We start from the raw sequence: 22,418 nt of genomic DNA, 5'->3' as shown, positions 1-22,418 counted from the left end.
ATGTCTATACAAAATATTTTACTAAGCATCCAATATGATGGAACAAATTTTTCTGGATTTCAAATTCAAGAAAACAAAAGAACTATACAAGAGTGCCTAGAAATTGCAGTAAGAAACGTAACAGGTGAAAAAAATAGGATAATTGCTGCAGGTAGAACTGATAGTGGAGTCCATGCAAATTTAATGTATGTAAATTTTTTAACTGCCACAGATATCCAGGCAGATAAGTTTCACTTCCACTTAAAAAAATTCTTACCAGATGATATTCTGGTCCTATCATCAAGAAAGGTAGATAAAAATTTCCATGCAAGATTCTCTGTAAAGACTAAAACCTATAAATATGTGATATCACTTGAAAAAGTTCTTCATCCTATTTATAGAAATTATATGGAAAATATAACTTATAAACTTAATTTTTCTTTATTAGAAAAAGGACTTTTAATATTAAAGGGTGAACACGATTTTAAAGCATTTTGTATTAATGAAAAAAATGATACAATAAATACAGTTAGAACTATTAAAGATTGCTACTTTAGAGTAGAAAATAATAAGCTATATTTATTTTTTATAGGTGAAAGTTTTCTTCATAATCAAGTTAGGATTATGGCAGGTAGTTTAATTGAGCTTTCTCGAGGTAAAATAAGCTTAGAAGATTTTAAAAATTATTTTAATGAAGAAAATACTAAAAGAGCTAATCCTACTCTGAAGGCAGGAGGCTTGTACCTTGATAATATAGACTATAAGTTTTTGATAGGAGACAGTGATGAGTAAAGAGAATAAAAAAGAAAAAAATAAATTCAAATTAGATAAAAAGCAAATTGGCTTGGGCTTATTTGCCTTACTTATACTAGCCTTAATATTTTTTTTAACTAGGAATATAAATTTTTCACGAGGCTCAGAAAAGTCTTCTGATGAGATAAGCGAAAACTCTTATAATTCATCAAAAATCATGAGAGTAGACTTAAATGATATCAAAGAAATCCAATTTGACCTTAAGACTTGTGATGTAAGGATAGAGGAATCTTCAACAAATCCTTATGTTGAATATACAAATTTATACAAGGGTGATTCGTCTTATGAAGTAGATGTAAACTTTAAGGATGGAAAATTAATAATTTCTTCAAATATAAAGGGAAAAGAACTTTATATGAAAAATAAAATCCAAATAGTCAGGATATTTCTACCTAAAGATAGTACTATAGAAAAGTTAAGTGGCAGTGTAGGAGCAGGCGATATTAAGATATCATCTTTAAATGTAAATGACATGGATCTCAAACTTGAAAGTGGTAATATAAGTTTTGAAAATTCTAAACTTGTAGGTTCAGTCACAAATAATGTAGGTTCTATATTAGTGAAAGAGTCTGAACTTAAAGATACGTTATTTAAAACATCTATTGGAAATATAAGACTAGAAGATTCTAAGCTTTTAAGCAATGAAAGTTTCACATCTGATAACGGAGATATAATAATAAAGACAAAAGATCCTATTGAATCATTTAATATAAAGGCAAAACTTAATATAGGAAATTTTGTTATCGGGAATGTATCTTATAGAAATATATTAGATGGGTATGTCTTAGATAATAAGAAAGACAAGACAATAGATTTAACAACTAAGGTGGGAGATATATTGTTTAACAAAGGTGAGGGAGATAAAATAGAAGATGAAGAATATTTCACATCCCCTAAGTCAAATAATAGTGACGAAAACTTTGAGACTCCAGTTGATAAATCAGAAATTAATAGTCCTATTAATAAAGATGAAAAAGATAAAAATGTGGAAAATAATGATAATAAAGAAAATAATTAAGTTTTATGCTTAATTATTTTTTTTACCTAAGAAAAGGTGGAGAATGGATATTTTAGAAAATTTAAAAAAGTATTTTGGATATGACTCTTTTAGAAAGGGACAAGAAGAGCTTATAAGAAATATCTTGAATGGGAAAGATTGTCTAGGGGTACTTCCAACAGGAGGTGGTAAGTCAATATGCTATCAACTACCAGCTTTAATGATGGAAGGATTAGCCTTAGTTATAAGCCCCTTGATTTCACTTATGAAAGATCAAGTTGATTCTTTAGTTGAAAATGGTATAAAGGCAGGATTAATAAATTCAAGTCTTGATATAGAGGATTATAGAAATACCCTAAGGAAAATTAAAAATGGAGAATTAAAAATCTTATATATATCTCCAGAAAGATTAGAAAATGATTTTTTTATCTCGTTTATTAAACAATGTAATATATCTTTTATAGCTTGTGATGAAGCCCATTGTATATCACAGTGGGGACATGATTTTAGACCATCATATAAACTCATTCCTAAAATTTATGATCAACTTGGAGGAAATCTTCAAATTACAGCATTTACTGCTACAGCTACCAAAAATGTAAGGGATGATATAATTGAAAATTTAAAACTTAAAGACCCCTTTGTAAAAATCACAGGATTTGATAGAGAAAATATACTATTTGAAGTGAAAAAACCTAATGATAAACTAAAATTTTTAGAAAATTACTTAAAAGACAAGGCTGATTTATCTGGAATAATTTATGCATCTACTAGGAAAAGAGTTGATAAGACCTATATGAAACTTAAAAATAAAGGATATAGGGTAACAAGATATCATGCAGGTCTTAGTGAAAATGAAAGAAAAAATAACCAAGAGGACTTTTTATATGATAGGAAGAATATAATAGTAGCAACAAATGCTTTTGGTATGGGTATTGATAAGTCAGATGTAAGATATGTTATACATATGAATATGCCAAAAGATATGGAGTCTTACTACCAAGAAGCTGGTAGAGCTGGAAGAGATGGGGAAAAGTCTGATGCAATTCTACTTTATTCTGGACAAGATATAATAGTTAATAAGTATCTTATATCACAATCACAAAATAAAGAGTATCAGTTTGTAAAGCTTAACAAACTACAAAGTATAATTTCCTATGTCAATACAAATATGTGTTTAAGGAAGTACATCCTAAATTATTTTGGTCAGGATGCAGAAGATTCATGTAATAATTGTTCAAATTGCTTAGACACTTATGAAAAATTAGATGTAACTATAGACAGTCAAAAAATCCTATCTTGTATATATAGGCTAGATCAAAGATATGGAATGACTACTGTAGTTGACTGTCTTAAAGGATCTAGAAGTCAAATATCTAAAGAAAAAGGCTTAGATAAGATATCAACCTTTGCAATTATGAAAGATTCATCAAAAAAATATATCAAAGATTTAATAGGTGTTCTAGTTGCAGATGGGTATATAAGGGTATCAGGACTTGAATTTCCTATTTTAAAACTTACTGAAAAGTCTAAAGAGGTCTTGTTTGACAAGAAAAATATATTTATTAAAAACATAAAAGAGGATAAGTCAAAAATAAAATATTCCACAAATTATAGTAATTATGATTTATCCCTCTTTAATAGGCTTAAAAAACTCAGATTAAATTTATCCAAAAAAAGAAATATACCCCCATTTATAATCTTCTCTGATGCATCCTTAATAGATATGGCAAAAATAAAGCCACAAAATGATGAGGATTTTTTAAGAGTAAAAGGAGTAGGAGAAAAAAAACTTATCCAATATGGGGATATATTTATAAAAGAAATAAGCGAATACCAAAATGAAAATAGGTTAAATTTAAAAAATTCTCCTAAATTAAATGATATTAAAAGTTAGGCTTATACATGTACACATTTATCAGTTTTATTCAAAAAAGAGTATACATTAATTCGAAAAGCTAGGTTTCTTGATGAATAAAATTCAAAATAAAAGCACTATGAAGTATTTGTAAAGAAAAATTAAAAATTAAATTTCAATAGAAATAAAAAAGAAGAGTAAAATACTCTCACTGCTATATTTAGAATAAAAAATACCAGAGATAGTAATAAACTAACTCTGGTATAAGGTTTAACTTTATTAGCTTACCTTAAATTTTTTTAAAAGATTTTGTATAGTGATTATAATAAAGTAATAGAATTTTTTCTTAATTCATCTAACATTTCTTTTGGCCAATATGAAACTTGCACTTCTCCAATATGAGCTTTTTGTAAAAAGAACATACATAGCCTTGATTGGCCAATTCCACCACCTATAGTTTGAGGTAATTTACCTTCTGCAAGCATCTTGTGGTAGTCAAGTTTCATCCTATCTTCGCAATTTGAAATTTTTAATTGTTTTTTAAGGGTTTCTTTATTTACTCTTATTCCCATAGATGATAATTCAAGTTGCTCATCTAAAACTGGGTTATAAACTATTATATCTCCATTAAGTTCCCAGTCATCATAATCAGGAGCTCTCATATCATGTATTTTATTATTAGAAAGCTCTTTACCTATTTGCATTAAAAATATAGCCTTATATTTTTCACATGCAAGTTTTTCTCTTTCCATACTATCTTTTGCATCAGGAAACTCATCTAATAGCTCTTGTGAAGTAATAAACTTTATGTCGTTTGGTAAAAGTTTTAATCTTTTTGGAATAAGCTTGCATAGATATTCATCTAGAGCTCTTAAAGTATTAAATATAGTTAATACTGTAGCTTTTAGATATTCGATATTTCTATCTTCTTCTTTAATGATTTTCTCCCAATCCCATTGGTCTACATAAAATGAGTGGGTATTATCAGGAATTTCACATCTTCGGATAGCATTCATATCAGTGTATAAGCCTTCATACATTGCAAAATTATATTCTTTTAGTGCATATCTCTTCCATTTAGCAAGTGAGTGGACAATCTCACATGACTTATTGTCAGCTTCAGGAAGGGTAAAGCTTACAGGAACTTCAACACCAGATAGGTTGTCATTTAATCCAGTTGAATTTTCTACAAATAAAGGCGCTGAAACTCTCTTTAAATTCAAATTGTTAGATAGATTTATTTGGAAAAAATCCTTTATTTCTTTAATTAATAATTGTGTCTTATATAAATTTTTATCACTTTGATAGTTTTCTGGTATTCTTAACTTAGACATATACTCTCCTATATTAAATTATTTACTATTAAATTATATTGTTTTTAACCTAAATTACAAGAAAAACTAATAATTAACATAAATTTTACAATTACCTTATCTAATCAAAATAAACTTTCCTTATTATCTATTGTGAAGTTACAAATATTAAAGGAGTAAATAATGAAGATTAAAAATGCAAAAGTATTAGTAGCTGCTCTTTCTTTATCAATGATTTTGGTGGCTTGTGGAAATAGTGAAAAAAGCAATAAAACTAATGATACATCAAGTACTGAAACAACCGAATCGTCAAACACAGATAAACTTACTTCTGAAAAAGGTAAAACATCTGAATCTAACCAAGAAGATTTTGATATTACTGTAGTATCAAGAGAAGATGGTTCTGGAACAAGAGGTGCATTTATAGAACTGGTAGGACTAGAGGCTAAAGAAGGTGGAGAAACAAAAGACCTTACTACTGATGAAGCTGTAGTTCAAAATTCAACTAATAGCGTTATGCAAACTGTATCCCAAGATCCATCAGCTATCGGATATGTGTCATTAGGTTCTGTTAATGATAGTGTTCAAAAAGTTAAAGTAGATGGAGCTGAAGCTACAGAAAAAAACATTGAATCTGGAGAGTATACATTACAAAGACCTTTCAACCTAGCTTTTAAAGAAGATAAATTAGATGAACTTGGAAAAGACTTTCTAAACTTTGTATTAAGTGAAGATGCTCAAAATATAGCTAGTAAAGAAGGATATATTAAAGTAGAAACAAAAGACTATAAACCAAAAGAAGTTGAGGGAAATTTAACAATAGCTGGTTCTACATCAGTGACTCCTTTAATGGAAAAACTTGTTGAAAAGTACAAAGAAATTAATCCGAAAGCTAAGATTGAAATTCAATCTACTGGTTCATCTGCAGGGATAGAATCAACAATATCAGATGTAAGTCAAATAGCTATGGCATCTAGAGAGTTAAAAGATGATGAAAAAGAAAAATTAACTGTTGAAGTTATTGCTAAAGATGGTATTGCAGTTGTAGTAAATAAAGATGATACAAAAATCAATAATCTTACAAAAGATCAACTTAAAAAAATATTTTCAGGAGAAATTAAAAACACTTCTGAATTAAGTAAATAATTAAAGTAAAGGTGGGATTGTTGCAAAATTATGAATATTTAATTCATTTTGCAACAGCCCGTTTTTTTTGAAAATTTTAATAAATTTTACATAGATTTTACAAAAGATTTATCTATTCGATACAAGAATTTAATAATATTATCTATAGAAAAATATTAGGAGTATATATGATTAAAAGAATTGTATTAGGCTTGACCTTAATATTTTTTCTTAGCTCTTGTTCATCAACAAAGTCCAACGTTGATGAAGGTGATAATTTTGATATTACTGTAACAAGTAGGGAAGATGGGTCAGGAACAAGAAAAAGTTTTATAGAACAAACTGGACTAGTTAAAAAAGGAAAAAATGGAGAAGAAGAAGATATGACCACAGATAATTCAATGGTAGTAAACTCGACAAACGGAGCAATAAAAGCAGTATCAATTGATAAAACCGCTATAGCCTATGTTTCACTTACTGCCTTAGATGATTCTGTAAAGCCTGTAAAAATTGAAGGAGTAATCCCTAGTAAGAAGACTATTGAAAGTGGAGAATATAAACTTCAAAGACCTTTTTCCTTAGTTTATGACAAGGAAAATTTATCAGATGTAGCTAATGATTTCTTAGAATTTATAAAAAGTAAGGAAGTTAAGGATATTATTGAAAAAAATGACTTGGTAGCACTTTCAACAGAAAAATCATATCAATCAAAAAACCTTGAAGGAAAATTAACTATAACTGGCTCTTCATCCTTAAGTTCTATTATGGAAAAACTTTCTGAAAAATATGAATCTTTAAATAAGGATGTTGACATAGAAGTTTTATCAAATGAATCCCTTACAGGACTTAAAAATGTAAAAGATAATGTTGTAGATTTAGCTATGGTTTCAAATAAGCTAAGCGATGAAAGTTTAAGCTTTGAAGTGTTTGCAATAGACGGTATAGCAATAATTGTTAACAAAGAAAATAACTTTATAAATGATTTAAGTATAAAAGAGCTTAGAGATATTTATAAGGGAGAGATAATTAATACAGGAGAGTTGAAAAAATGAAAAATACAAAAGAAAGAATAGGGGAGATTATATTTTTATTTTCTGCTATTATGGCTATTTTTCTAATAATTCTTATAACATTTTTTATATTTAGGTCTGGTATAAGTTTTATTAGCCAATATGGTTTGATTAATTTTATATCTGGAAGTAAATGGGCTCCAACTGCAAAACCACCTTATTTCGGTATTGGTCCTATGATTATAGGTTCAATTATTGTAACAATGCTATCAGCCTTAATAGCTATACCTTTTGGTCTATCTATTTCAGTGTTTATGGCTTATTATTCTAAAAAATCTTATGGATTTCTAAATGGACTTATAAATTTAATGGCAGCTATTCCATCAATTATTTATGGTTTTTTCGCAATGATGGTACTAGTACCGCTTATAGCAAAAACATTTAAAACTGGTGGGATGAATATGCTTACAGCCAGCCTACTTTTATCAATTATGATCTTACCAACTATGATTAATATTTCTCAAAACTCCCTTGAGCAAGTTCCTAAAACATTTTATACAGGTTCTCTAGCCTTAGGAGCTACTAAAGAAGAAACAATAAGAAAGATTATGATTCCATATGCTAAAAGTGGTATTTACTCATCAATAATACTAGCCATAGGAAGATCTATTGGTGAAACCATGGCGGTTTATCTAGTAATTGGTAATCAACCAAGACTACCGGGATCTTTACTAGATGGTGTTAGAACTCTTACAACAAATATAGTTTTAGAGATGGGATATGCTTCAGGACTCCATAGAGAGTCACTAATTGCAACTGGTATGGTATTATTTATATTTATCTTAATTATAAACATAATATTCAATTTTATTAGAAATAAAGACCAAGCTAAGATGTAGGAGTAAAAAATGAAAAAATCATTTAAGATATTAATTTATGCACTATCAATGTTGGGATTTGCAGCAGGTGGGATTATTATAGCCTATATACTTATAAATGGTATACCTAACATTTCACCTTCGTTATTTGAATTTGAATATACATCTGAAAATGTATCAATAGTTCCTTCACTAATTACAACATTTTTTACAATTGTAATAACCTTAGTAATTACACTACCAATAGGAATTTTTACAGCTATTTACTTATCTCAATATGCAAAAAATAAGTATTTAATAAAAGCTGTTAGATTTGCTACAGAAATATTATCATCAATTCCTTCAATAGTATATGGTTTATTTGGTTATTTATTTTTTGTAGATACCTTAAAACTAGGCTACTCACTTATAGCGGGATGTTTGACTGTAGCAATAATGATACTTCCAACCATAATTAGGACAACAGAAGAGGCTATACTAAATGTAAATCCACTTCAAGCACATGCTTCTCTTGCTCTTGGAGCAACTAAAATACAAACTATATTTAAAATAATTATTCCAGAGGCAATCAATGGTATACTTGGAGGAATATTTTTATCAACGGGTAGAATAGTTGGTGAGTCAGCCGCTCTAATATATACAATGGGTACAGTAGCAAAAACACCAATCTCACTTCTTGATTCGGCAAGGACAATGGCAGTACACATGTATGTTCTTTCAACAGAAGGTTTTCACGTTGAGCAAGCTTATGCAACAGCGGTATTACTTTTAGTATTTGTCATAATTTTGAACTTTATATCAGGAAAGATTTCAAGGGCTATTGTAAAATAAGGAGATATTAATGGAAACAAATAAGATTAAAAATGAGGATTTAAATAGTTTAGATAAAGATAAAAAAAGAATTAAAACTTTTTTTGGAGATGAAATTTATAAAACCCCAAAAAGAAAGACAGCTATAAATGTTAAAGGCCTTGACTTATATTATGGAGATTTTCAAGCTCTTAAAAAAATAAATATGGAAATTAAAGAAAAAGGTATAACAGCCTTCATAGGTCCTAGTGGTTGTGGTAAGTCAACAACACTAAAATGCTTCAACAGAATGAATGATCTAGTTGATGATTGTAAAATTGAAGGTTTAATTGAAATAGATGGGAAAGATATAAATAAAAAGGATGTTGATGTTGTAAGATTGAGAAGAAATGTAGGTATGGTATTTCAAACACCTAACCCTTTTTCAAAATCTGTTTATGATAATATAATTTATGGGCCAAAAATAGATGGAATCAAGGATAAAGATGAGTTAGATTACATAGTAGAAAAATCTCTTAAGGCAGCAAGTGTTTGGGATGAGGTTAAAGATAAGCTAGATCGAAATGCACTCTCTTTTTCTGGTGGACAACAACAAAGGATTTGTATAGCAAGGACTTTATCAGTAAATCCAGAAATAGTTTTAATGGATGAACCAACAAGTGCACTTGATCCAATATCTACTGCTTCTATTGAGGAATTATTAGAAGACTTAAAAGAAAAATATACTATAGTAATTGTAACTCACAACATGCAACAAGCTGCAAGAATTTCTGATCAGACAGCGTTTTTTTTGACAGGTGAGGTTATAGAAATGAATGATACAAAGGAAATTTTTAATGACCCAAAAGACAAAAGAACTGAAGATTATATAACAGGAAGGTTTGGCTAATATGAGAACAAGGTATATAGAAGACTTAGCTAATATTAGAAAGATGGAAAAGAATGTATCAGAGTTAATTAAACTTTCTTATGATAGGTTTAAATTATATATAGAAAATGGACAAAAAAACAACCTTGAAGAGATAATTGATCTTGATCATGATATAAGACAATATGCAGCTGATATAGAGAGATTTTGTTATGACATATTAGCCTTACAGCAACCAGTTGCAAGAGACTTAAGATTTTTACAAATGTCAATTAAACTTGCCTCTACTTATAAGAGAGTTTCTAATCACATAGCTCAAGCAGCAGCCATACTGTTGGAATTTCCTTTAAGAGATGAAGAAAAAGACTATGTTGATGCCTTTATTAAAAATCAAAAATTAATGAATGAAAATGGTATAAAAAGTTTTGAAAACAATGATAATGAGCTAGCCTTAAGGACAATTGAAGATGATGAAATAAACAATGAATTATTTGAGGATTGTATCCATTATTTAGTAAAATTAACCAAACAAGACCAAATTTCTCCAATGGAATTATCTGAAAAAGTTTTATTCTACAAGTATTTTGAAAGACTTGGAGATAGGCTTGCTAAAGTTGCAGATTACACTACAAGATTATGATATATGTGGTAGAAGATGACAAGGCTATAAGAAATTTAGTTATGTATGCCTTGTCAGAAAAGGGATATGATGTAAGAGGTTTTGAAAATGGTCTTGATGTAGTTGATCAGGTCAAAGATGATAAAGTAGATTTGTTGATACTTGATATAATGCTTCCTGGAAAAGATGGTATGGAGATTCTTGAACAAATAAGAGAATTTTCAGATATACCAATAATAATGCTTACAGCAAGAAATGATGAATATGAAAAAGTCCATGGTCTTGAAAGTGGAGCAGATGATTATATAACCAAGCCTTTCTCAATTCTTGAATTGATATCAAGAGTTAAAGCGGTTTTAAGAAGAAGTGATAAAAACGATAGGCAACATTTAAACTATGATAATATTGAAGTTAATATAAAAAAGAGAACAGTAAAAGTTGATGGAGAAAAAATAGAGCTTACCTATAAAGAATTTGAAATGCTTTTACTATTCTTATCAAATATAGGTAATGTTATCACGAGGGAAGACTTTTTGCTTAAAATATGGGGATATGATTATGAGGGAGAAACAAGAACAGTTGATGTTCATATAGCAAGTCTAAGAAATAAGCTAAAAAATGCTGGTTTACACATAAAAACAGTAAGAAACTTAGGATACAAACTTGGAGAAATATGAAAAAGATAATAAATAGAAATATTAATATAATTTTCACATCATTAATAATTCTATGCCTTGTTATCACTAATTTTCTTTCATATAAAGATAAAGTAAAGGCCCAAGAAGAATTTATAATGTCTTCTTTGGGCTTTATTTCTTATAGAGAAATTAGTAGTAATGAGCTTAAAAAATTTAAAGAAAGTTTTAATGATTTGGAAATACTTTTAAAAAATGAAGATGGTCAAATAATATATGACTCTGGTATTAATAAGATTAAAATAAAAAATTATGAATTTGAAAACAATAATATGGTAAAAAAGTCTAAGAAAAATTATTTCTCTTATAATACAAACCTTTATGCTATGAAAATTAATAACAAAATACTGGCTATAGGTTTTAAAAGTCCATCATTTATAAATTATTTGATTAGAAGGACTCACATATATTTATTAGCTATAGTTTTTATTTTATTTATAAATAAAATTCTAAGCAAGTCAATATATAGGGATTTGTTATTTCAATTCAAAGATTTATTTAAAAATAGCGAAATATTTGATGAATTTTCAAATAATCCTAAAGAATTTTTACTTAAGGAAAAGAATAAAATAGAAAACTTAGAAGCTCAAAATGAATCACTATTATCAAAAATCATGAATATAGAAAAAATCACATCTAATATGGAGGAAGGTTTTATATATTTTGATAAGAATGGGAAGGTAATTATCATAAATGACCAAGCTAAAAACCTTTTAGGTGTGGGTGATGATGTAAAAATAGATAATTTAATTGATAATGATGATTACAAGCTTACTTTAAGACAAACTAAGCTTTTAAAAAAAGGTAAGGATATAGACCTAGACCTTGATGAGATTTCTATAAAGCTATTTATAGATCCTATAGTTTATGAAGAAATAGATTCATACATTATTTTAATTATTGATGATTCAAAAAATAAGAGAGCAGAAGTTATGAGAAGAGAATTCACTGCAAATGTAACACATGAACTAAAATCACCCTTAACTTCTATAAATGGATATGCTGAACTTATAGCAACAGGTCTTGCCAAAAATGATGATGTTAAAAAGTTTGGAAAAATAATTAATGAAGAAGGAAATAGGCTGTTAAATATAATTGATGATATTTTAAAATTATCTAAGCTCGATGAAGAAAATTTAGAAGAGGACAGAACAATTATCAATGTAAAGGATATTGCTGATAAAGTTGTTATCAAATTTAAAAGAATTAGTGATAAGAAGAATATAGAAGTAATAAATGAAATAAATGATATATGTATAAGAACACATGAATCGCTTTTTACAGATCTAATAACAAATATATATGAGAATGCCATCAAGTATAATAAGGTTAATGGAAAAATATTTTTAAAATATCAAGTTGATAAAAGAAATACTAATTTAATTATAGAAGATACGGGTATAGGTATTAAAAAGGAAGATACTAAAAGAATATTTGAAAGGTTTTATGTGGCGGATAAGCAAAGAACAAGAACACTAAAGTCTACAGGTCTAGGATTATCTATTGTAAAACACATATGTAATTATCTAAACTATAATATAAAAGTAGAGAGTAAGTATGGATATGGGACTAGATTTGTTATTTCCATTCCTAATAATTGATTTTATTATTTCAATATATTTGATATAATTATGTCAAGTAATTATTAAGTTTAAGGAGAATTTATGAAGATACAAGTTTGTGCAGGAGCAAGATGTACTATGTTAGGCTCTGACATAATTTTTAATAGACTTTCGGAGTTTGTTGAAGAATTTAATAAAAGAATTGAAAATGATAATTTAGAAATAAGTGATACAAAAATTGAAATATCCATGATTACCTGTTATGAGGAATGCAAAAAGAATAAGAAAAATGCACCTATTGTATTAGTAGATGATAAGGTATTTACTAATGCTAAAACCGAAGTAATAATGGAATACATACTAGATACTGCTTTTGAAGCAAATTTTAATTAATATTTGTAAGAAAGATTGGATTAATTAGATGAAAGAAACATACATAAATATTTTAAATATTAGAAGAATGGCGTTTGAGCATATAGCTAAAATTGCCTTTGAAAATAGGCCATTATATGATATAGCTACAGAAGTTTTTGATATTCTTCCAGGAGAAGAGGCATCATATAGGGAAAATATCTTTAGGGAAAGAGCTGTTATGGGTGAAAGACTAAGGATGGGAGTAGGTCTTGATGCAAGAACTGCTGATAAGACAGGAGCTATTACAGATGGACTAGATGATGAAGATTATGATACAAGAAAGTATGAACCACCCCTAGTTTCTGTTATAAAGATAGCCTGTGAATCATGCGCTGAAAACAAGGTAGAGGTAACCAATACTTGTAAGGCTTGTATTGCCCATCCATGTGTAAATGTATGCCCAAAAAATGCTATTACATATACATCAGATGGTTCTATTATAGACCAAGATAAGTGTATAAAATGTGGTAAATGTGTTCAAGCTTGTCCGTATAATGCTATAGCTCATACAAAAAGACCATGTGCTGAGTCATGTGGAGTTAAGGCAATAAATAGTGATAGTCTTGGTAGGGCTGAAATAGATGAAGATAAGTGTGTAGCATGTGGTAGGTGTATAACTGCTTGTCCATTTGGTGCTATATCTGATAAAACAGAGATCTACCAGTTGGCTAAGTCACTTTTAACTAATAAGCATGTTTATGCTATAGTTGCTCCATCCTTTGTTAGACAATTTGGACCTATGGCATCTACTATTCAAATAAAAGAAGCTATTAGACAACTTGGATTTAAAGATGTTATAGAAGTTGGGCTTGGTGCTGACCTTACAACATTAAATGAAGCTCATGAATATGTAGAAAGTGTCCCAGATAAAATACCATTTATGGGAACAAGTTGTTGTTATTCATGGAAACTAATGGTAAAGAAGAAATTCCCTGAAATAAATGATAAAATTTCAGAGTCTTCAACACCAATGATTTATTCAGGAAAACATATAAAGAAAATGGACCCTGAAGCAAAAGTTGCTTTTATAGGGCCTTGTATATCTAAAAAACTCGAAGCAAGAAGACCAGAAGTTGCAGAAACTATAGACTATGTAATAACCTATGAAGAACTTATGGGAATGTTTCTAGCAAAAGATATAGATCCAGCTGAAATAGAGATTGATGAACAGTGGCAAGATGCATCAGAAACAGGAAGAAACTATGCTGTAAGTGGTGGGGTAGCAGAAGCTGTTAAAAAAAGAATTGCTGAAATTAACCCAGATCTTGATGTGAAAGTAGAAAAAGCAGAAGGATTAGCTGATTGTGTAAAGCTTGCACAAATGGCAAAATTAGGAAAAAAAGATGGGCTTCTTCTTGAAGGAATGGCGTGTGTAGGTGGATGTGTAGGAGGTCCTGGTACCTTGATATCAGAACTTAAGACATCAAAGGCTGTTAAACAATTTGCTAAAGAGTCAATCTATAAGTCACCATATGACAATAAAAATATTCCAGAAGAAGATAAACCAAAAGATTGATAATAAAAATGGGAATGTTGCAAAATGAATTAATTTTTGCAAATTTATTACAAGTCTATCTATGGCAATTGTTAGCAAGTATTCTTGTTCTCAATTGCCTAGAAAGTTACTTGTGATTTCATGCAAATTTTTAAATTCATTGTTGTGCAATGATCCCATTTTTAATTCTTATTAAATTTCTTGATTGTCTAGGTCTTCTTTTATAGCTTTAGCTAAATTTTCAATGTCTCTTTCTTGGTTTTCAGTCATGGAGGAATTTATAATAAAATCTTCTCCTATATATTTATGTTTACCACTTTCAAGAATGGACTTAGCTATATCTAATGATTTTCCACCCCAAGAATAGTTGTGGATAAATGAAATATGTCTGTTTTTATAACCTGTACCTACAAGTTCTCTTAAAAAAGCGTCCATTTTGTGATAAAGCTCAGCGTTATAATTCATAGCAACAAAAACTTGATTAGAATATTTGTGACTATCTGCAATTATATAAGAAAAATCAATATCTGATACATCTCTTAACCTGATATTTTCAACTCCGAGTTCATCAAGCTTAGATGCAAGTAGATCGCTTGCAAGCTCTGTATTTCCATACATAGATGAAAAAATAATATTAACACCCTTAGTTTCAGGTTTAAAGTTTGCCCATTTGTCATATTTATCCAAGATAAATGAAATAGAATCCTTATCTTCATAAACAGGTCCATGAAGTGGGAAAATAGCGTTTATTTTGAAACCTGATACTTTTTTTAATAAGTTTGTAACCATTTTTCCATGCTTGCCGACAATATTAATATAATATCTTCTATTCTCATCAAGCCAAGAATCATTATTAATATAGTATTTAGCTTGAATGTGTCCTTCTATGACATTAAAAGAACCAAAAGCATCAGCTGAGAAGAATAATCCTTCAGTAGTTTCATAAGTCATAAATACTTCTGGCCAATGTACCATAGGTGCAAATATAAATTTGAGATTTCTTTTGCCTATATTTAATTCATCCCCATCCCTTATCTCAATAAATCTACCATCAACAAACTTATCGTTTGGATAAAACTGTTTAAAAAATTTGATAGATTTAGCGTTTCCTACAAATTTACAATTAGGATAAGTTTTTAATATAAAGTCAATAGAACCACAATGGTCAGGTTCCATATGTTGAACAATTATGTAATCTAAATCTTCACCGTTAAGAACATAGTCAACATTTTCTAAGAAAGTTCTTAAGGCAGAAGAATCTACTCCATCCATAAGAACATTTTTTTCATCTTTTATAATATATGAATTGTATGATACACCATTAGGTAGAATGAACATATTTTCAAATCTTTTAAGTCCTCTATCATTGGTTCCAACCCAATAGATATTTTCATAAACTTTTTTTGTAAATTGCATATAACCTCCAATATTTTTACTACAGATATTATACCTTAAATAGGTTAAAAATAAATATCTTTTAACTATTATTAATAAAATCTTTATTAGCTAATTAAAATATTTTTAAAAATTAAAAAAACTTTTTCATAATATGAAAAATAAATTTTTAATATCTATTGTAGAGAAAAAATTTTGAATCTTATAAAAATGATTAAGAATCTAAATTTAGGATATATATTAAATGGGGTACTTGATAGTTGACAAATATCAAATATTTTTTATTAATATTCTTAAAACATATAAAAAATAAATATATTTGACAAAAAAACATTTTCAAGATAGAATGATACTGTAAAGAAAAATGGATATTATATTTTTTTAGGAGGAATATATGCGTTTTAAAACAACAGCAGAGCATGAAGCTTTACGTAAAAAAGTAAGAGAATTTGCTGAAGAAAAAATAAAGCCAATTGCTTTTGACTTAGACCAAAATAACGAATACCCAGATGATATTGTAAAAGAAATGGGTAAATTAGGATTTTTAGGAATTCCTTATCCTAAAGAATATGGTGGTCAAGGTCTTGATGTTATAAGCTATGCTATAACAGTAGAAGAATTATCTAGAGTAGACGGAGGTGTTGGTGTAATTTGTTCAGCACATACATCTTTAGGAACATGGCCAATTTTTGCTTTTGGTACAGAAAAACAAAAGAAAAAATATTTAATTCCACTTGCTAAAGGGGAAAAGATTGGAGCATTTGGTTTAACAGAAGAAAATGCTGGTAGTGATGCTGGTGGTACAGAAACAACAGCTGAACTTGATGGCGATAATTATATATTAAATGGTAAAAAAATCTTTATAACAAATGCGCCTAAGGCTGATACATATGTTGTATTTGCAGTAACAACACCTGGTATTGGAACTCATGGTATATCTGCATTCATAGTTGAAAAAGATTTCGAAGGATTTACTTTCTCAGACCACTATGATAAGTTGGGTATAAGATCATCAACAACTGCAGAACTTCATTTTGAGAATGTTAAAGTTCCTAAAGAAAACTTACTAGGTAAAGAAGGACAAGGATTTAAAATTGCTATGGCAACCCTTGATGGTGGTAGGATTGGTATAGCATCTCAAGCATTAGGTATAGGTCAAGGAGCTTATGAGTCAGCTCTAGGATATGCTAAGGAAAGAGAACAATTTGGTCTTCCAATAGCTCATCTTCAAGTAAATACCTTTAAACTTGCTGATATGGCAACATATCTAAAAGCTGCAAGACTTATGATTTATTCTGCAGCAGAACTAAAAGAAAATCACGAAAGATATTCAGCAGATGCAGCTATGGCAAAACAATTTGCATCAGATTTAGCTGAGAAAATAACATCAGAAGCTCTACAATTATACGGTGGTTCAGGATTTATCAAGGGTATAGATGTAGAAAGATTCTACAGAGATGCAAAGATTACACAAATTTATGAAGGTACAAATGAAATAATGAGAGTTGTAGTCGGAGCTCACACAGTAGGAAAAGCACCTAAGATGAAAGCGGCAGGTTCAAACAAGAAGTCTGGACCCATCGCAGGAGTTAGAAAACGTGAAATCTATGAAGGAGATCCTAAAGAAGCAGTTAAAAACCTTGTGGCAGCACTTAAAAAGGACGGATATGACTTCACTGTAGGCATTGATCCTTATACACCTGTTCAAGAAGCTGAAAGAATAGTAGTAGCTGGACGTGGTATAGGTGATAAAAAGAATATGAAACTTATAGAAGATTTAGCATATCAAGCAGGAGCAGCTATTTCATCATCTAGACCAGTCGCAGAAACATTAAAATATGTTGATCTTGATAGATATGTAGGTATGAGTGGTCAAACATTTAAAGGAAACTTATATATAGGTGTAGGTGTATCTGGGGCAGGACAACACTTAAAAGGAATTAAAAATGCTTCAACAATAGTTGCAATAAATAACTCTAAGAATGCACCAATCTTCTTAAACTGTGACTATGGTATAGTAGGTGATGCTATGGAAATTCTTCCACTATTAATTAAAGAACTTGACAATGGTGAAGAAAAGAAACCAGCACCACCAATGAAGAAAATGAAAAGATCTAAACCAAGAAAAATGGCACCTACAAACCCAATCTATGTAGATACAGGTTCTGGATACGAATACAATCCTGAAGAAGGAGATCCAGAAAATGGAATAGAACCAGGAACACCATTTGATAAATTACCAGATAATTGGGTATCTCCAGTTTCAGGTGAAGCCAAAGATCAATTTATTAAAATGGATGTACCAGAAGATAGAAAGTAGTTGGAGGAATATATGTATACAGTTAGAAAAGTTACAGACGACTTATATTATGTAGGTGGAGACGATAGAAGACTAGCTCTATTTGAAAATATTTTTCCTATAGATGGTGTATCTTATAACTCATACCTATTAATGGATGAAAAAACAGTATTAATTGACTCAATAGATTGGGCTGTTACTAGAGAATATATCATAAATATATCTAGAGTTTTAGGAGATCGTGATCTTGACTATATGATAATCCAACATATGGAACCAGACCATTGTTCTGCTATAGAATTAATTCTTCACTATTATCCAAATGTTAAAATAATTGCTAGTGAAAAAGCTGTATTATTTATGAGACAATTTGGATACCATATAGATGATAGATATATAGAAGTTAAAGAAGGGGATTCAATCTCATTTGGTAAGCATGAATATACATTTGTAGAAGCACCAATGGTTCACTGGCCAGAAGTTTTAATGACATATGACCTAACAGATAAGGTACTATTTTCAGCAGATGCTTTCGGATCTTTTAAATCAAATGATGGAAGACTTTTCGCAGACGAAGTTAATTGGGATAGAGATTGGTTAGATGAAGGTAGAAGATACTATACAAACATAGTTGGTAAATATGGTACCTTTGTTCAAGCAGTACTTAAAAAAGCTGCAACACTTGATATTAAATATATTTGTCCACTTCATGGTTTAGTATGGAGAAAAGACTTTGGATACATTCTTGATAAATATGATAAATGGTCAAGCTATCAACCTGAAGAAGAGGGTGTACTAATAGCTTATGCATCTATGTATGGAAATACAGAATATGCTGCACAAGCTCTAGCGTCAAAATTATGTGATAGAGGAATGACAAATATTTCCTTAAGAGATGTATCAAATACAGATGTTTCATATTTGATAGCTGATGCATTTAAATATTCAAATATAGTACTTGCTTCAGTAACATATAACCTTGGTATCTATCCAAAGATGAAAGACTTTATCCATGATATGGCAGCACTAAATATCCAAAATAGGGCAGTATCACTAATGGATAACGGTACATGGGCACCAACAGCAGCTGATAAGATGGAAAAATTCTTAGATGAAGAAATGAAATTAATAGACGTTCTTCCAGAACAAGTTAATATAGTTTCATCACTTAAATCTAATAAAGAAGCTGATATGGATGCATTAGTTGATGGTATATTTGAATCTATGAAGAAAAGAAGAGAAGAAATCCAAAAAGCTAAAGAACAAAAGAAATAAAAATAAAAACAAAATTGCCACAGGAAACTGTGGCAGTTTTTTTCTAAAAAGATATAATTAGAAAGTAAAGACTTTTTATGAGAGGTTTTATTGATGGATTATTTAAAATTAAGAGCAAGTAACTTTGAAATAAAAATAGGAGATATATCCTATAATAAAGAAATAATAAAAAAAGCTATAAAAGCGGCTGAAAAAGAAGGGGTAAATATCCTACTTTTCCCAGAGTTATCCTTAATAGGAGCAAGCCTTTATGATGGGTATAAAAATGAAGAAATTATAAAAAAATCCAAGGATGCTTTGATAGACTTAAAGAGATTTTCTAAAGATTATGACCTAATATTTAGTATAGGTCTTGTAATAAAAGATGGCTATGATCTTTTTAATACAGTCTTACTTATTAAATCTGGAGATATCTTGGGAGCATTTACTAAAGATAAGTTAAAAGATTATGAAAAAAATATCTTTTCTACTAAAAAAATAGACTGTATTAACGTAGAAGATGATTTTGTTGTAATTTTCAATCAAAAATCAATAAATATAGATGGTCTGAATATAGCACTTTCTATTGGGGAGAATGAGTATAAGGAAATCGCTGATTCTCTTATTTCAAAAAGTGAAGATAAAATTGATATAGTCCTAAATCCAGCATCATATATTAGATATGCAGGCTCTTTTAATGATGTTAAGAATAAAATAGAATTTTTATCCCAAAATACACTTTATTTATCAGCAAATTCAGGTTTGGGAGAAAGCTCAACAGACTTTGTATATGAAGGATTAAATATTATAGCAAATGATGGAAAAATCAAAAACTATAAGAGAAACGAAAGTGTGGATATAGTAAAGGGATTTGACCTTAACAAAAAAGAATTTCTAGATGGGCATCACTTTAATAATTTAGTAAATGATTTAGAATATTATGATAAATTTCCATATCTTCCAAAAGATTGTGATAAGAAAATGTATGTAGAAGATGTATTTGACATAGTTTCATCAGCTCTTATACAAAGAATGAAGGCTATAGGGTGTGAAAATGTAATTTTAGGATTAAGTGGTGGTCTTGACTCAACCATGACACTTTTATTTATAGTCCATGCTTTTAAAAAGGTGAATTTACCTTTTGAAAATATTCATCTTTATACCATGCCTGCTTTCGGTACAAGCAAGAGAACAAAATCAAACGCTTATAAACTATCCGAAGCTTTGGGCATAAAACTTAATGAAATAGTTATAAAAGATTCTGTAAATCTTCATTTAAAAGATATAGGACATGATGGCATAACTAAAGATATTGCATATGAAAATTCTCAAGCTCGAGAAAGAACCCAAATTCTTTTTGATATAGGTAATATGAAAAATGCATTGGTAATTGGGACAGGAGATAAGTCAGAAATCTCTCAAGGTTTTGCAACCTACAATGGCGATCATATGTCATCTTATACCCTAAACTCATCACTTACAAAAACTGAACTAAGATATATAGTTTCATACCTTGTAGAAGTTACAGAAAATGAAGATTTAAGGCAAGTATTAGATGATATTCTAAAAACCCCTATATCACCAGAACTTAAAAGCAATGATGATGGAAACATAAGCCAAAAGACAGAAGATATAATAGGACCTTATGAACTTATAGACTTTTTCACATATGAATTTTTAAATAATATTAGTGCAAAAGAAATTTATAAAAAAGCAAGTGTAGCTTTTAAAGAAGAATATAGCAAAGAAACTATTAAAAAGTGGTTAATATCCTTTTATAAGAGGCTTACAAATAGTCAATTCAAAAGGTCAGTATCTGTTGATGGACCAGCTATAACTAAGATATCTTTTTCTCCTAGGACTGGATTTATGTTACCATCAGATATGAGTTCTAAAATATTTGTAGAAAGCTTAGAAACTATATAATGAGAAACTTAATATTAATATTATTTTTGATTTTACTATTAGCTCTTGGTCTTTACCTATACATATATTATCAATGTAGGTGGGCTAAAGAAGTTAAGGTAAATTTATTAAGTGATAAAGTAGATAAGAAGTTAAAAATCACTCAGGTAAGCGACTTTCATTCCAATGTATTAAAAAATATGGATTATTTCAAGAATAAGATATTAAAATTTAATCCAGATATTATTATTCTCACAGGAGATATAAATGATTATGGAGTAAAAGAAAAATTTGATAAGGCAGTTGATTTTCTAAAGGAAATATCAAGCCTCGGTATAAAAACGTATTATATTACTGGTAATCATGAAGAAGCAGGACCTATGCTTGATGAGTTTATCAGTGAAATTGGGATGTTAAATATTGATTATCTGAAAAATGAAGGGGAGATTTTAAAACTTAAAGATAATTTAGTATATGTATATGGTATTACTTATTACAATTATGATTTTAGTAAATATGAACCTGAAGATAATAGTTTAAATATAATATTGAGCCATTACTCAAAAAATGTAAGAGATAATATAGATGATAGTATGGACTTTGTATTTTCAGGTCATACCCATGGTGGTCAGGTTAGAATTCCTTTTATAGGGGCCTTATTTGCTCCTGGAGAAGGAGTTTTTCCCAAATTTGATAAGGGAGTAAAGAGATATAAAAATACGACAATATATATTGATTCAGGGCTAGGAAATACCCTCATGAATTTAAGGTTTTTAAATAGGATACAATTTTCAAATATTACTATTAATAAGCGTCAGTAGTTTAATGGTAAAACAAAAGTGTCCGAAGCTTAAGATGGGGGTTCGATTCCTCTCTGGCGTGCCATTATTTATAAGATAGCTTATTTTTAGTATTTACAAGCTATCTTATTTTTTGTTCTTATGTTAGCATGAATTTTTGAAACTTTTCGGCGCTTTTTTCTTCTTATGCCTTGGTTATATGAATATAGATATTCTCGCTGTACTGTGACCTAGTTTATATTGTAAATTTTTGATACTATCCCTACTTCAAATAACAAAGATACGTTAGTGTGTCTTAAAGAGTGGAGTTTTATTTTTATTGATTTGTA

19 protein-coding genes and 1 tRNA gene are annotated in these 22,418 nt (G+C 29.1%); 18 read left to right on the top strand and 2 right to left on the bottom strand.

Annotated elements, in window-relative coordinates; translation table 11 throughout:
• Genes truA through recQ form a run of 3 tightly spaced genes read left to right on the top strand, consistent with a single transcriptional unit; the run spans window position 1 to window position 3,686 of the window.
• Window positions 1-771, top strand: coding sequence for a tRNA pseudouridine(38-40) synthase TruA (truA, locus tag FYJ26_RS02605; protein ID WP_154539338.1), 771 nt, complete (start codon window positions 1-3; stop codon window positions 769-771).
• Window positions 764-1,810, top strand: coding sequence for a DUF4097 family beta strand repeat-containing protein (locus tag FYJ26_RS02600; RefSeq protein ID WP_154539337.1), 1,047 nt, complete (start codon window positions 764-766; stop codon window positions 1,808-1,810). The genes truA and FYJ26_RS02600 overlap by 8 nt, the downstream gene beginning before the upstream one ends.
• A 43-nt stretch (window positions 1,811-1,853) precedes the next feature.
• Entirely contained in the window at window positions 1,854-3,686 is a 1,833-nt protein-coding gene (gene recQ / locus FYJ26_RS02595) for a DNA helicase RecQ (RefSeq protein WP_154539335.1), read from the top strand.
• A 281-nt stretch (window positions 3,687-3,967) separates the two neighbouring features.
• Here recQ and asnA read toward each other — a convergent pair whose 3' ends face one another.
• Window positions 3,968-4,981 (bottom strand): aspartate--ammonia ligase, encoded by a 1,014-nt coding sequence (asnA, locus tag FYJ26_RS02590; protein WP_154539333.1) that lies wholly within the window; start codon window positions 4,979-4,981, stop codon window positions 3,968-3,970.
• A 162-nt stretch (window positions 4,982-5,143) separates the two neighbouring features.
• Here asnA and FYJ26_RS02585 point away from each other — a divergent pair, with 162 nt between their 5' ends.
• The 10 genes from FYJ26_RS02585 to FYJ26_RS02540 all read left to right on the top strand — a co-directional run bounded on the left by FYJ26_RS02585 (window position 5,144) and on the right by FYJ26_RS02540 (window position 14,457).
• Window positions 5,144-6,106, top strand: a complete 963-nt coding sequence (locus tag FYJ26_RS02585) for a substrate-binding domain-containing protein (RefSeq protein WP_154539331.1) — start codon at window positions 5,144-5,146, stop codon at window positions 6,104-6,106.
• Between the two features lie 167 nt (window positions 6,107-6,273).
• Entirely contained in the window at window positions 6,274-7,137 is an 864-nt protein-coding gene (locus FYJ26_RS02580; protein ID WP_154539329.1) for a substrate-binding domain-containing protein, read from the top strand.
• Window positions 7,134-7,994, top strand: coding sequence for a phosphate ABC transporter permease subunit PstC (pstC, locus tag FYJ26_RS02575; protein ID WP_154539327.1), 861 nt, complete (start codon window positions 7,134-7,136; stop codon window positions 7,992-7,994). The genes FYJ26_RS02580 and pstC overlap by 4 nt, the downstream gene beginning before the upstream one ends.
• Window positions 7,995-8,003: 9 nt before the next feature.
• Window positions 8,004-8,804 (top strand): phosphate ABC transporter permease PstA, encoded by an 801-nt coding sequence (gene pstA / locus FYJ26_RS02570; protein WP_154539325.1) that lies wholly within the window; start codon window positions 8,004-8,006, stop codon window positions 8,802-8,804.
• A gap of 10 nt (window positions 8,805-8,814) precedes the next feature.
• Window positions 8,815-9,672 carry a phosphate ABC transporter ATP-binding protein PstB gene (pstB, locus tag FYJ26_RS02565; protein ID WP_154539323.1) on the top strand — a complete coding sequence of 286 codons (858 nt, stop codon included), beginning with the start codon at window positions 8,815-8,817 and terminating at the stop codon, window positions 9,670-9,672.
• 1 nt (window position 9,673) lies between these two features.
• Entirely contained in the window at window positions 9,674-10,291 is a 618-nt protein-coding gene (locus FYJ26_RS02560; RefSeq protein WP_154539321.1) for a phosphate signaling complex PhoU family protein, read from the top strand.
• A complete protein-coding gene (locus FYJ26_RS02555) occupies window positions 10,288-10,947 on the top strand; it encodes a response regulator transcription factor (RefSeq protein WP_154539319.1) in 660 nt (219 codons plus the stop codon). The genes FYJ26_RS02560 and FYJ26_RS02555 overlap by 4 nt, the downstream gene beginning before the upstream one ends.
• The gene (locus FYJ26_RS02550) at window positions 10,944-12,566 is read left to right on the top strand and encodes a sensor histidine kinase (protein ID WP_154539317.1); all 1,623 of its coding nucleotides are present in this window, start codon (window positions 10,944-10,946) and stop codon (window positions 12,564-12,566) included. The genes FYJ26_RS02555 and FYJ26_RS02550 overlap by 4 nt, the downstream gene beginning before the upstream one ends.
• A 63-nt stretch (window positions 12,567-12,629) precedes the next feature.
• On the top strand, window positions 12,630-12,920 hold the full coding sequence (locus FYJ26_RS02545; protein ID WP_154539315.1) for a (2Fe-2S) ferredoxin domain-containing protein: 291 nt from the start codon (window positions 12,630-12,632) through the stop codon (window positions 12,918-12,920).
• Window positions 12,921-12,948: 28 nt separating this feature from the next.
• Window positions 12,949-14,457: a 4Fe-4S dicluster domain-containing protein gene (locus tag FYJ26_RS02540; RefSeq protein ID WP_154539313.1), complete on the top strand. Its 1,509-nt coding sequence runs from the start codon at window positions 12,949-12,951 to the stop codon at window positions 14,455-14,457.
• Window positions 14,458-14,628: 171 nt separating this feature from the next.
• Here FYJ26_RS02540 and FYJ26_RS02535 read toward each other — a convergent pair whose 3' ends face one another.
• Complete coding sequence (locus FYJ26_RS02535; protein WP_154539311.1) at window positions 14,629-15,852, bottom strand: FprA family A-type flavoprotein; 1,224 nt, start codon at window positions 15,850-15,852, stop codon at window positions 14,629-14,631.
• Window positions 15,853-16,225: 373 nt separating this feature from the next.
• On the opposite strand from FYJ26_RS02535, the gene FYJ26_RS02530 reads away from it, so the two are divergent.
• The 5 genes from FYJ26_RS02530 to FYJ26_RS02510 all read left to right on the top strand — a co-directional run bounded on the left by FYJ26_RS02530 (window position 16,226) and on the right by FYJ26_RS02510 (window position 22,174).
• Window positions 16,226-18,151, top strand: a complete 1,926-nt coding sequence (locus tag FYJ26_RS02530) for an acyl-CoA dehydrogenase family protein (protein WP_154539309.1) — start codon at window positions 16,226-16,228, stop codon at window positions 18,149-18,151.
• 12 nt (window positions 18,152-18,163) lie between these two features.
• The gene (locus FYJ26_RS02525; RefSeq protein WP_154539307.1) at window positions 18,164-19,405 is read left to right on the top strand and encodes an FprA family A-type flavoprotein; all 1,242 of its coding nucleotides are present in this window, start codon (window positions 18,164-18,166) and stop codon (window positions 19,403-19,405) included.
• A gap of 93 nt (window positions 19,406-19,498) precedes the next feature.
• The gene (gene nadE / locus FYJ26_RS02520; protein ID WP_412030661.1) at window positions 19,499-21,310 is read left to right on the top strand and encodes an NAD(+) synthase; all 1,812 of its coding nucleotides are present in this window, start codon (window positions 19,499-19,501) and stop codon (window positions 21,308-21,310) included.
• Window positions 21,310-22,110, top strand: a complete 801-nt coding sequence (locus tag FYJ26_RS02515) for a metallophosphoesterase (protein ID WP_154539303.1) — start codon at window positions 21,310-21,312, stop codon at window positions 22,108-22,110. Before nadE ends, FYJ26_RS02515 begins: the two co-directional genes overlap by 1 nt.
• Window positions 22,101-22,174: transfer RNA gene (locus FYJ26_RS02510), tRNA-Arg, on the top strand. Before FYJ26_RS02515 ends, FYJ26_RS02510 begins: the two co-directional genes overlap by 10 nt.
• The last annotated feature ends 244 nt before the right edge of the window (window positions 22,175-22,418 follow it).

Source organism: Anaerococcus porci (assembly GCF_009696575.1).
Taxonomy (GTDB): Bacteria; Bacillota; Clostridia; order Tissierellales; family Peptoniphilaceae; genus Anaerococcus; species Anaerococcus porci.
Note: the sequence above shows the minus strand (reverse complement) of the source record. Positions and strands in the feature narration are given on the sequence as shown.

Excerpts from the sequence above, each read along its gene's own strand:
- truA (WP_154539338.1), top strand. The coding sequence starts at position 1 with ATGTCTATACAAAATATTTTACTAAGCATCCAATATGATGGAACAAAT.
- FYJ26_RS02600 (WP_154539337.1), top strand. The coding sequence starts at position 764 with ATGAGTAAAGAGAATAAAAAAGAAAAAAATAAATTCAAATTAGATAAA.
- recQ (WP_154539335.1), top strand. The coding sequence starts at position 1,854 with ATGGATATTTTAGAAAATTTAAAAAAGTATTTTGGATATGACTCTTTT.
- asnA (WP_154539333.1), bottom strand. The coding sequence starts at position 4,981 with ATGTCTAAGTTAAGAATACCAGAAAACTATCAAAGTGATAAAAATTTA.
- FYJ26_RS02585 (WP_154539331.1), top strand. The coding sequence starts at position 5,144 with ATGAAGATTAAAAATGCAAAAGTATTAGTAGCTGCTCTTTCTTTATCA.
- FYJ26_RS02580 (WP_154539329.1), top strand. The coding sequence starts at position 6,274 with ATGATTAAAAGAATTGTATTAGGCTTGACCTTAATATTTTTTCTTAGC.
- pstC (WP_154539327.1), top strand. The coding sequence starts at position 7,134 with ATGAAAAATACAAAAGAAAGAATAGGGGAGATTATATTTTTATTTTCT.
- pstA (WP_154539325.1), top strand. The coding sequence starts at position 8,004 with ATGAAAAAATCATTTAAGATATTAATTTATGCACTATCAATGTTGGGA.
- pstB (WP_154539323.1), top strand. The coding sequence starts at position 8,815 with ATGGAAACAAATAAGATTAAAAATGAGGATTTAAATAGTTTAGATAAA.
- FYJ26_RS02560 (WP_154539321.1), top strand. The coding sequence starts at position 9,674 with ATGAGAACAAGGTATATAGAAGACTTAGCTAATATTAGAAAGATGGAA.
- FYJ26_RS02555 (WP_154539319.1), top strand. The coding sequence starts at position 10,288 with ATGATATATGTGGTAGAAGATGACAAGGCTATAAGAAATTTAGTTATG.
- FYJ26_RS02550 (WP_154539317.1), top strand. The coding sequence starts at position 10,944 with ATGAAAAAGATAATAAATAGAAATATTAATATAATTTTCACATCATTA.
- FYJ26_RS02545 (WP_154539315.1), top strand. The coding sequence starts at position 12,630 with ATGAAGATACAAGTTTGTGCAGGAGCAAGATGTACTATGTTAGGCTCT.
- FYJ26_RS02540 (WP_154539313.1), top strand. The coding sequence starts at position 12,949 with ATGAAAGAAACATACATAAATATTTTAAATATTAGAAGAATGGCGTTT.
- FYJ26_RS02535 (WP_154539311.1), bottom strand. The coding sequence starts at position 15,852 with ATGCAATTTACAAAAAAAGTTTATGAAAATATCTATTGGGTTGGAACC.
- FYJ26_RS02530 (WP_154539309.1), top strand. The coding sequence starts at position 16,226 with ATGCGTTTTAAAACAACAGCAGAGCATGAAGCTTTACGTAAAAAAGTA.
- FYJ26_RS02525 (WP_154539307.1), top strand. The coding sequence starts at position 18,164 with ATGTATACAGTTAGAAAAGTTACAGACGACTTATATTATGTAGGTGGA.
- nadE (WP_412030661.1), top strand. The coding sequence starts at position 19,499 with ATGGATTATTTAAAATTAAGAGCAAGTAACTTTGAAATAAAAATAGGA.
- FYJ26_RS02515 (WP_154539303.1), top strand. The coding sequence starts at position 21,310 with ATGAGAAACTTAATATTAATATTATTTTTGATTTTACTATTAGCTCTT.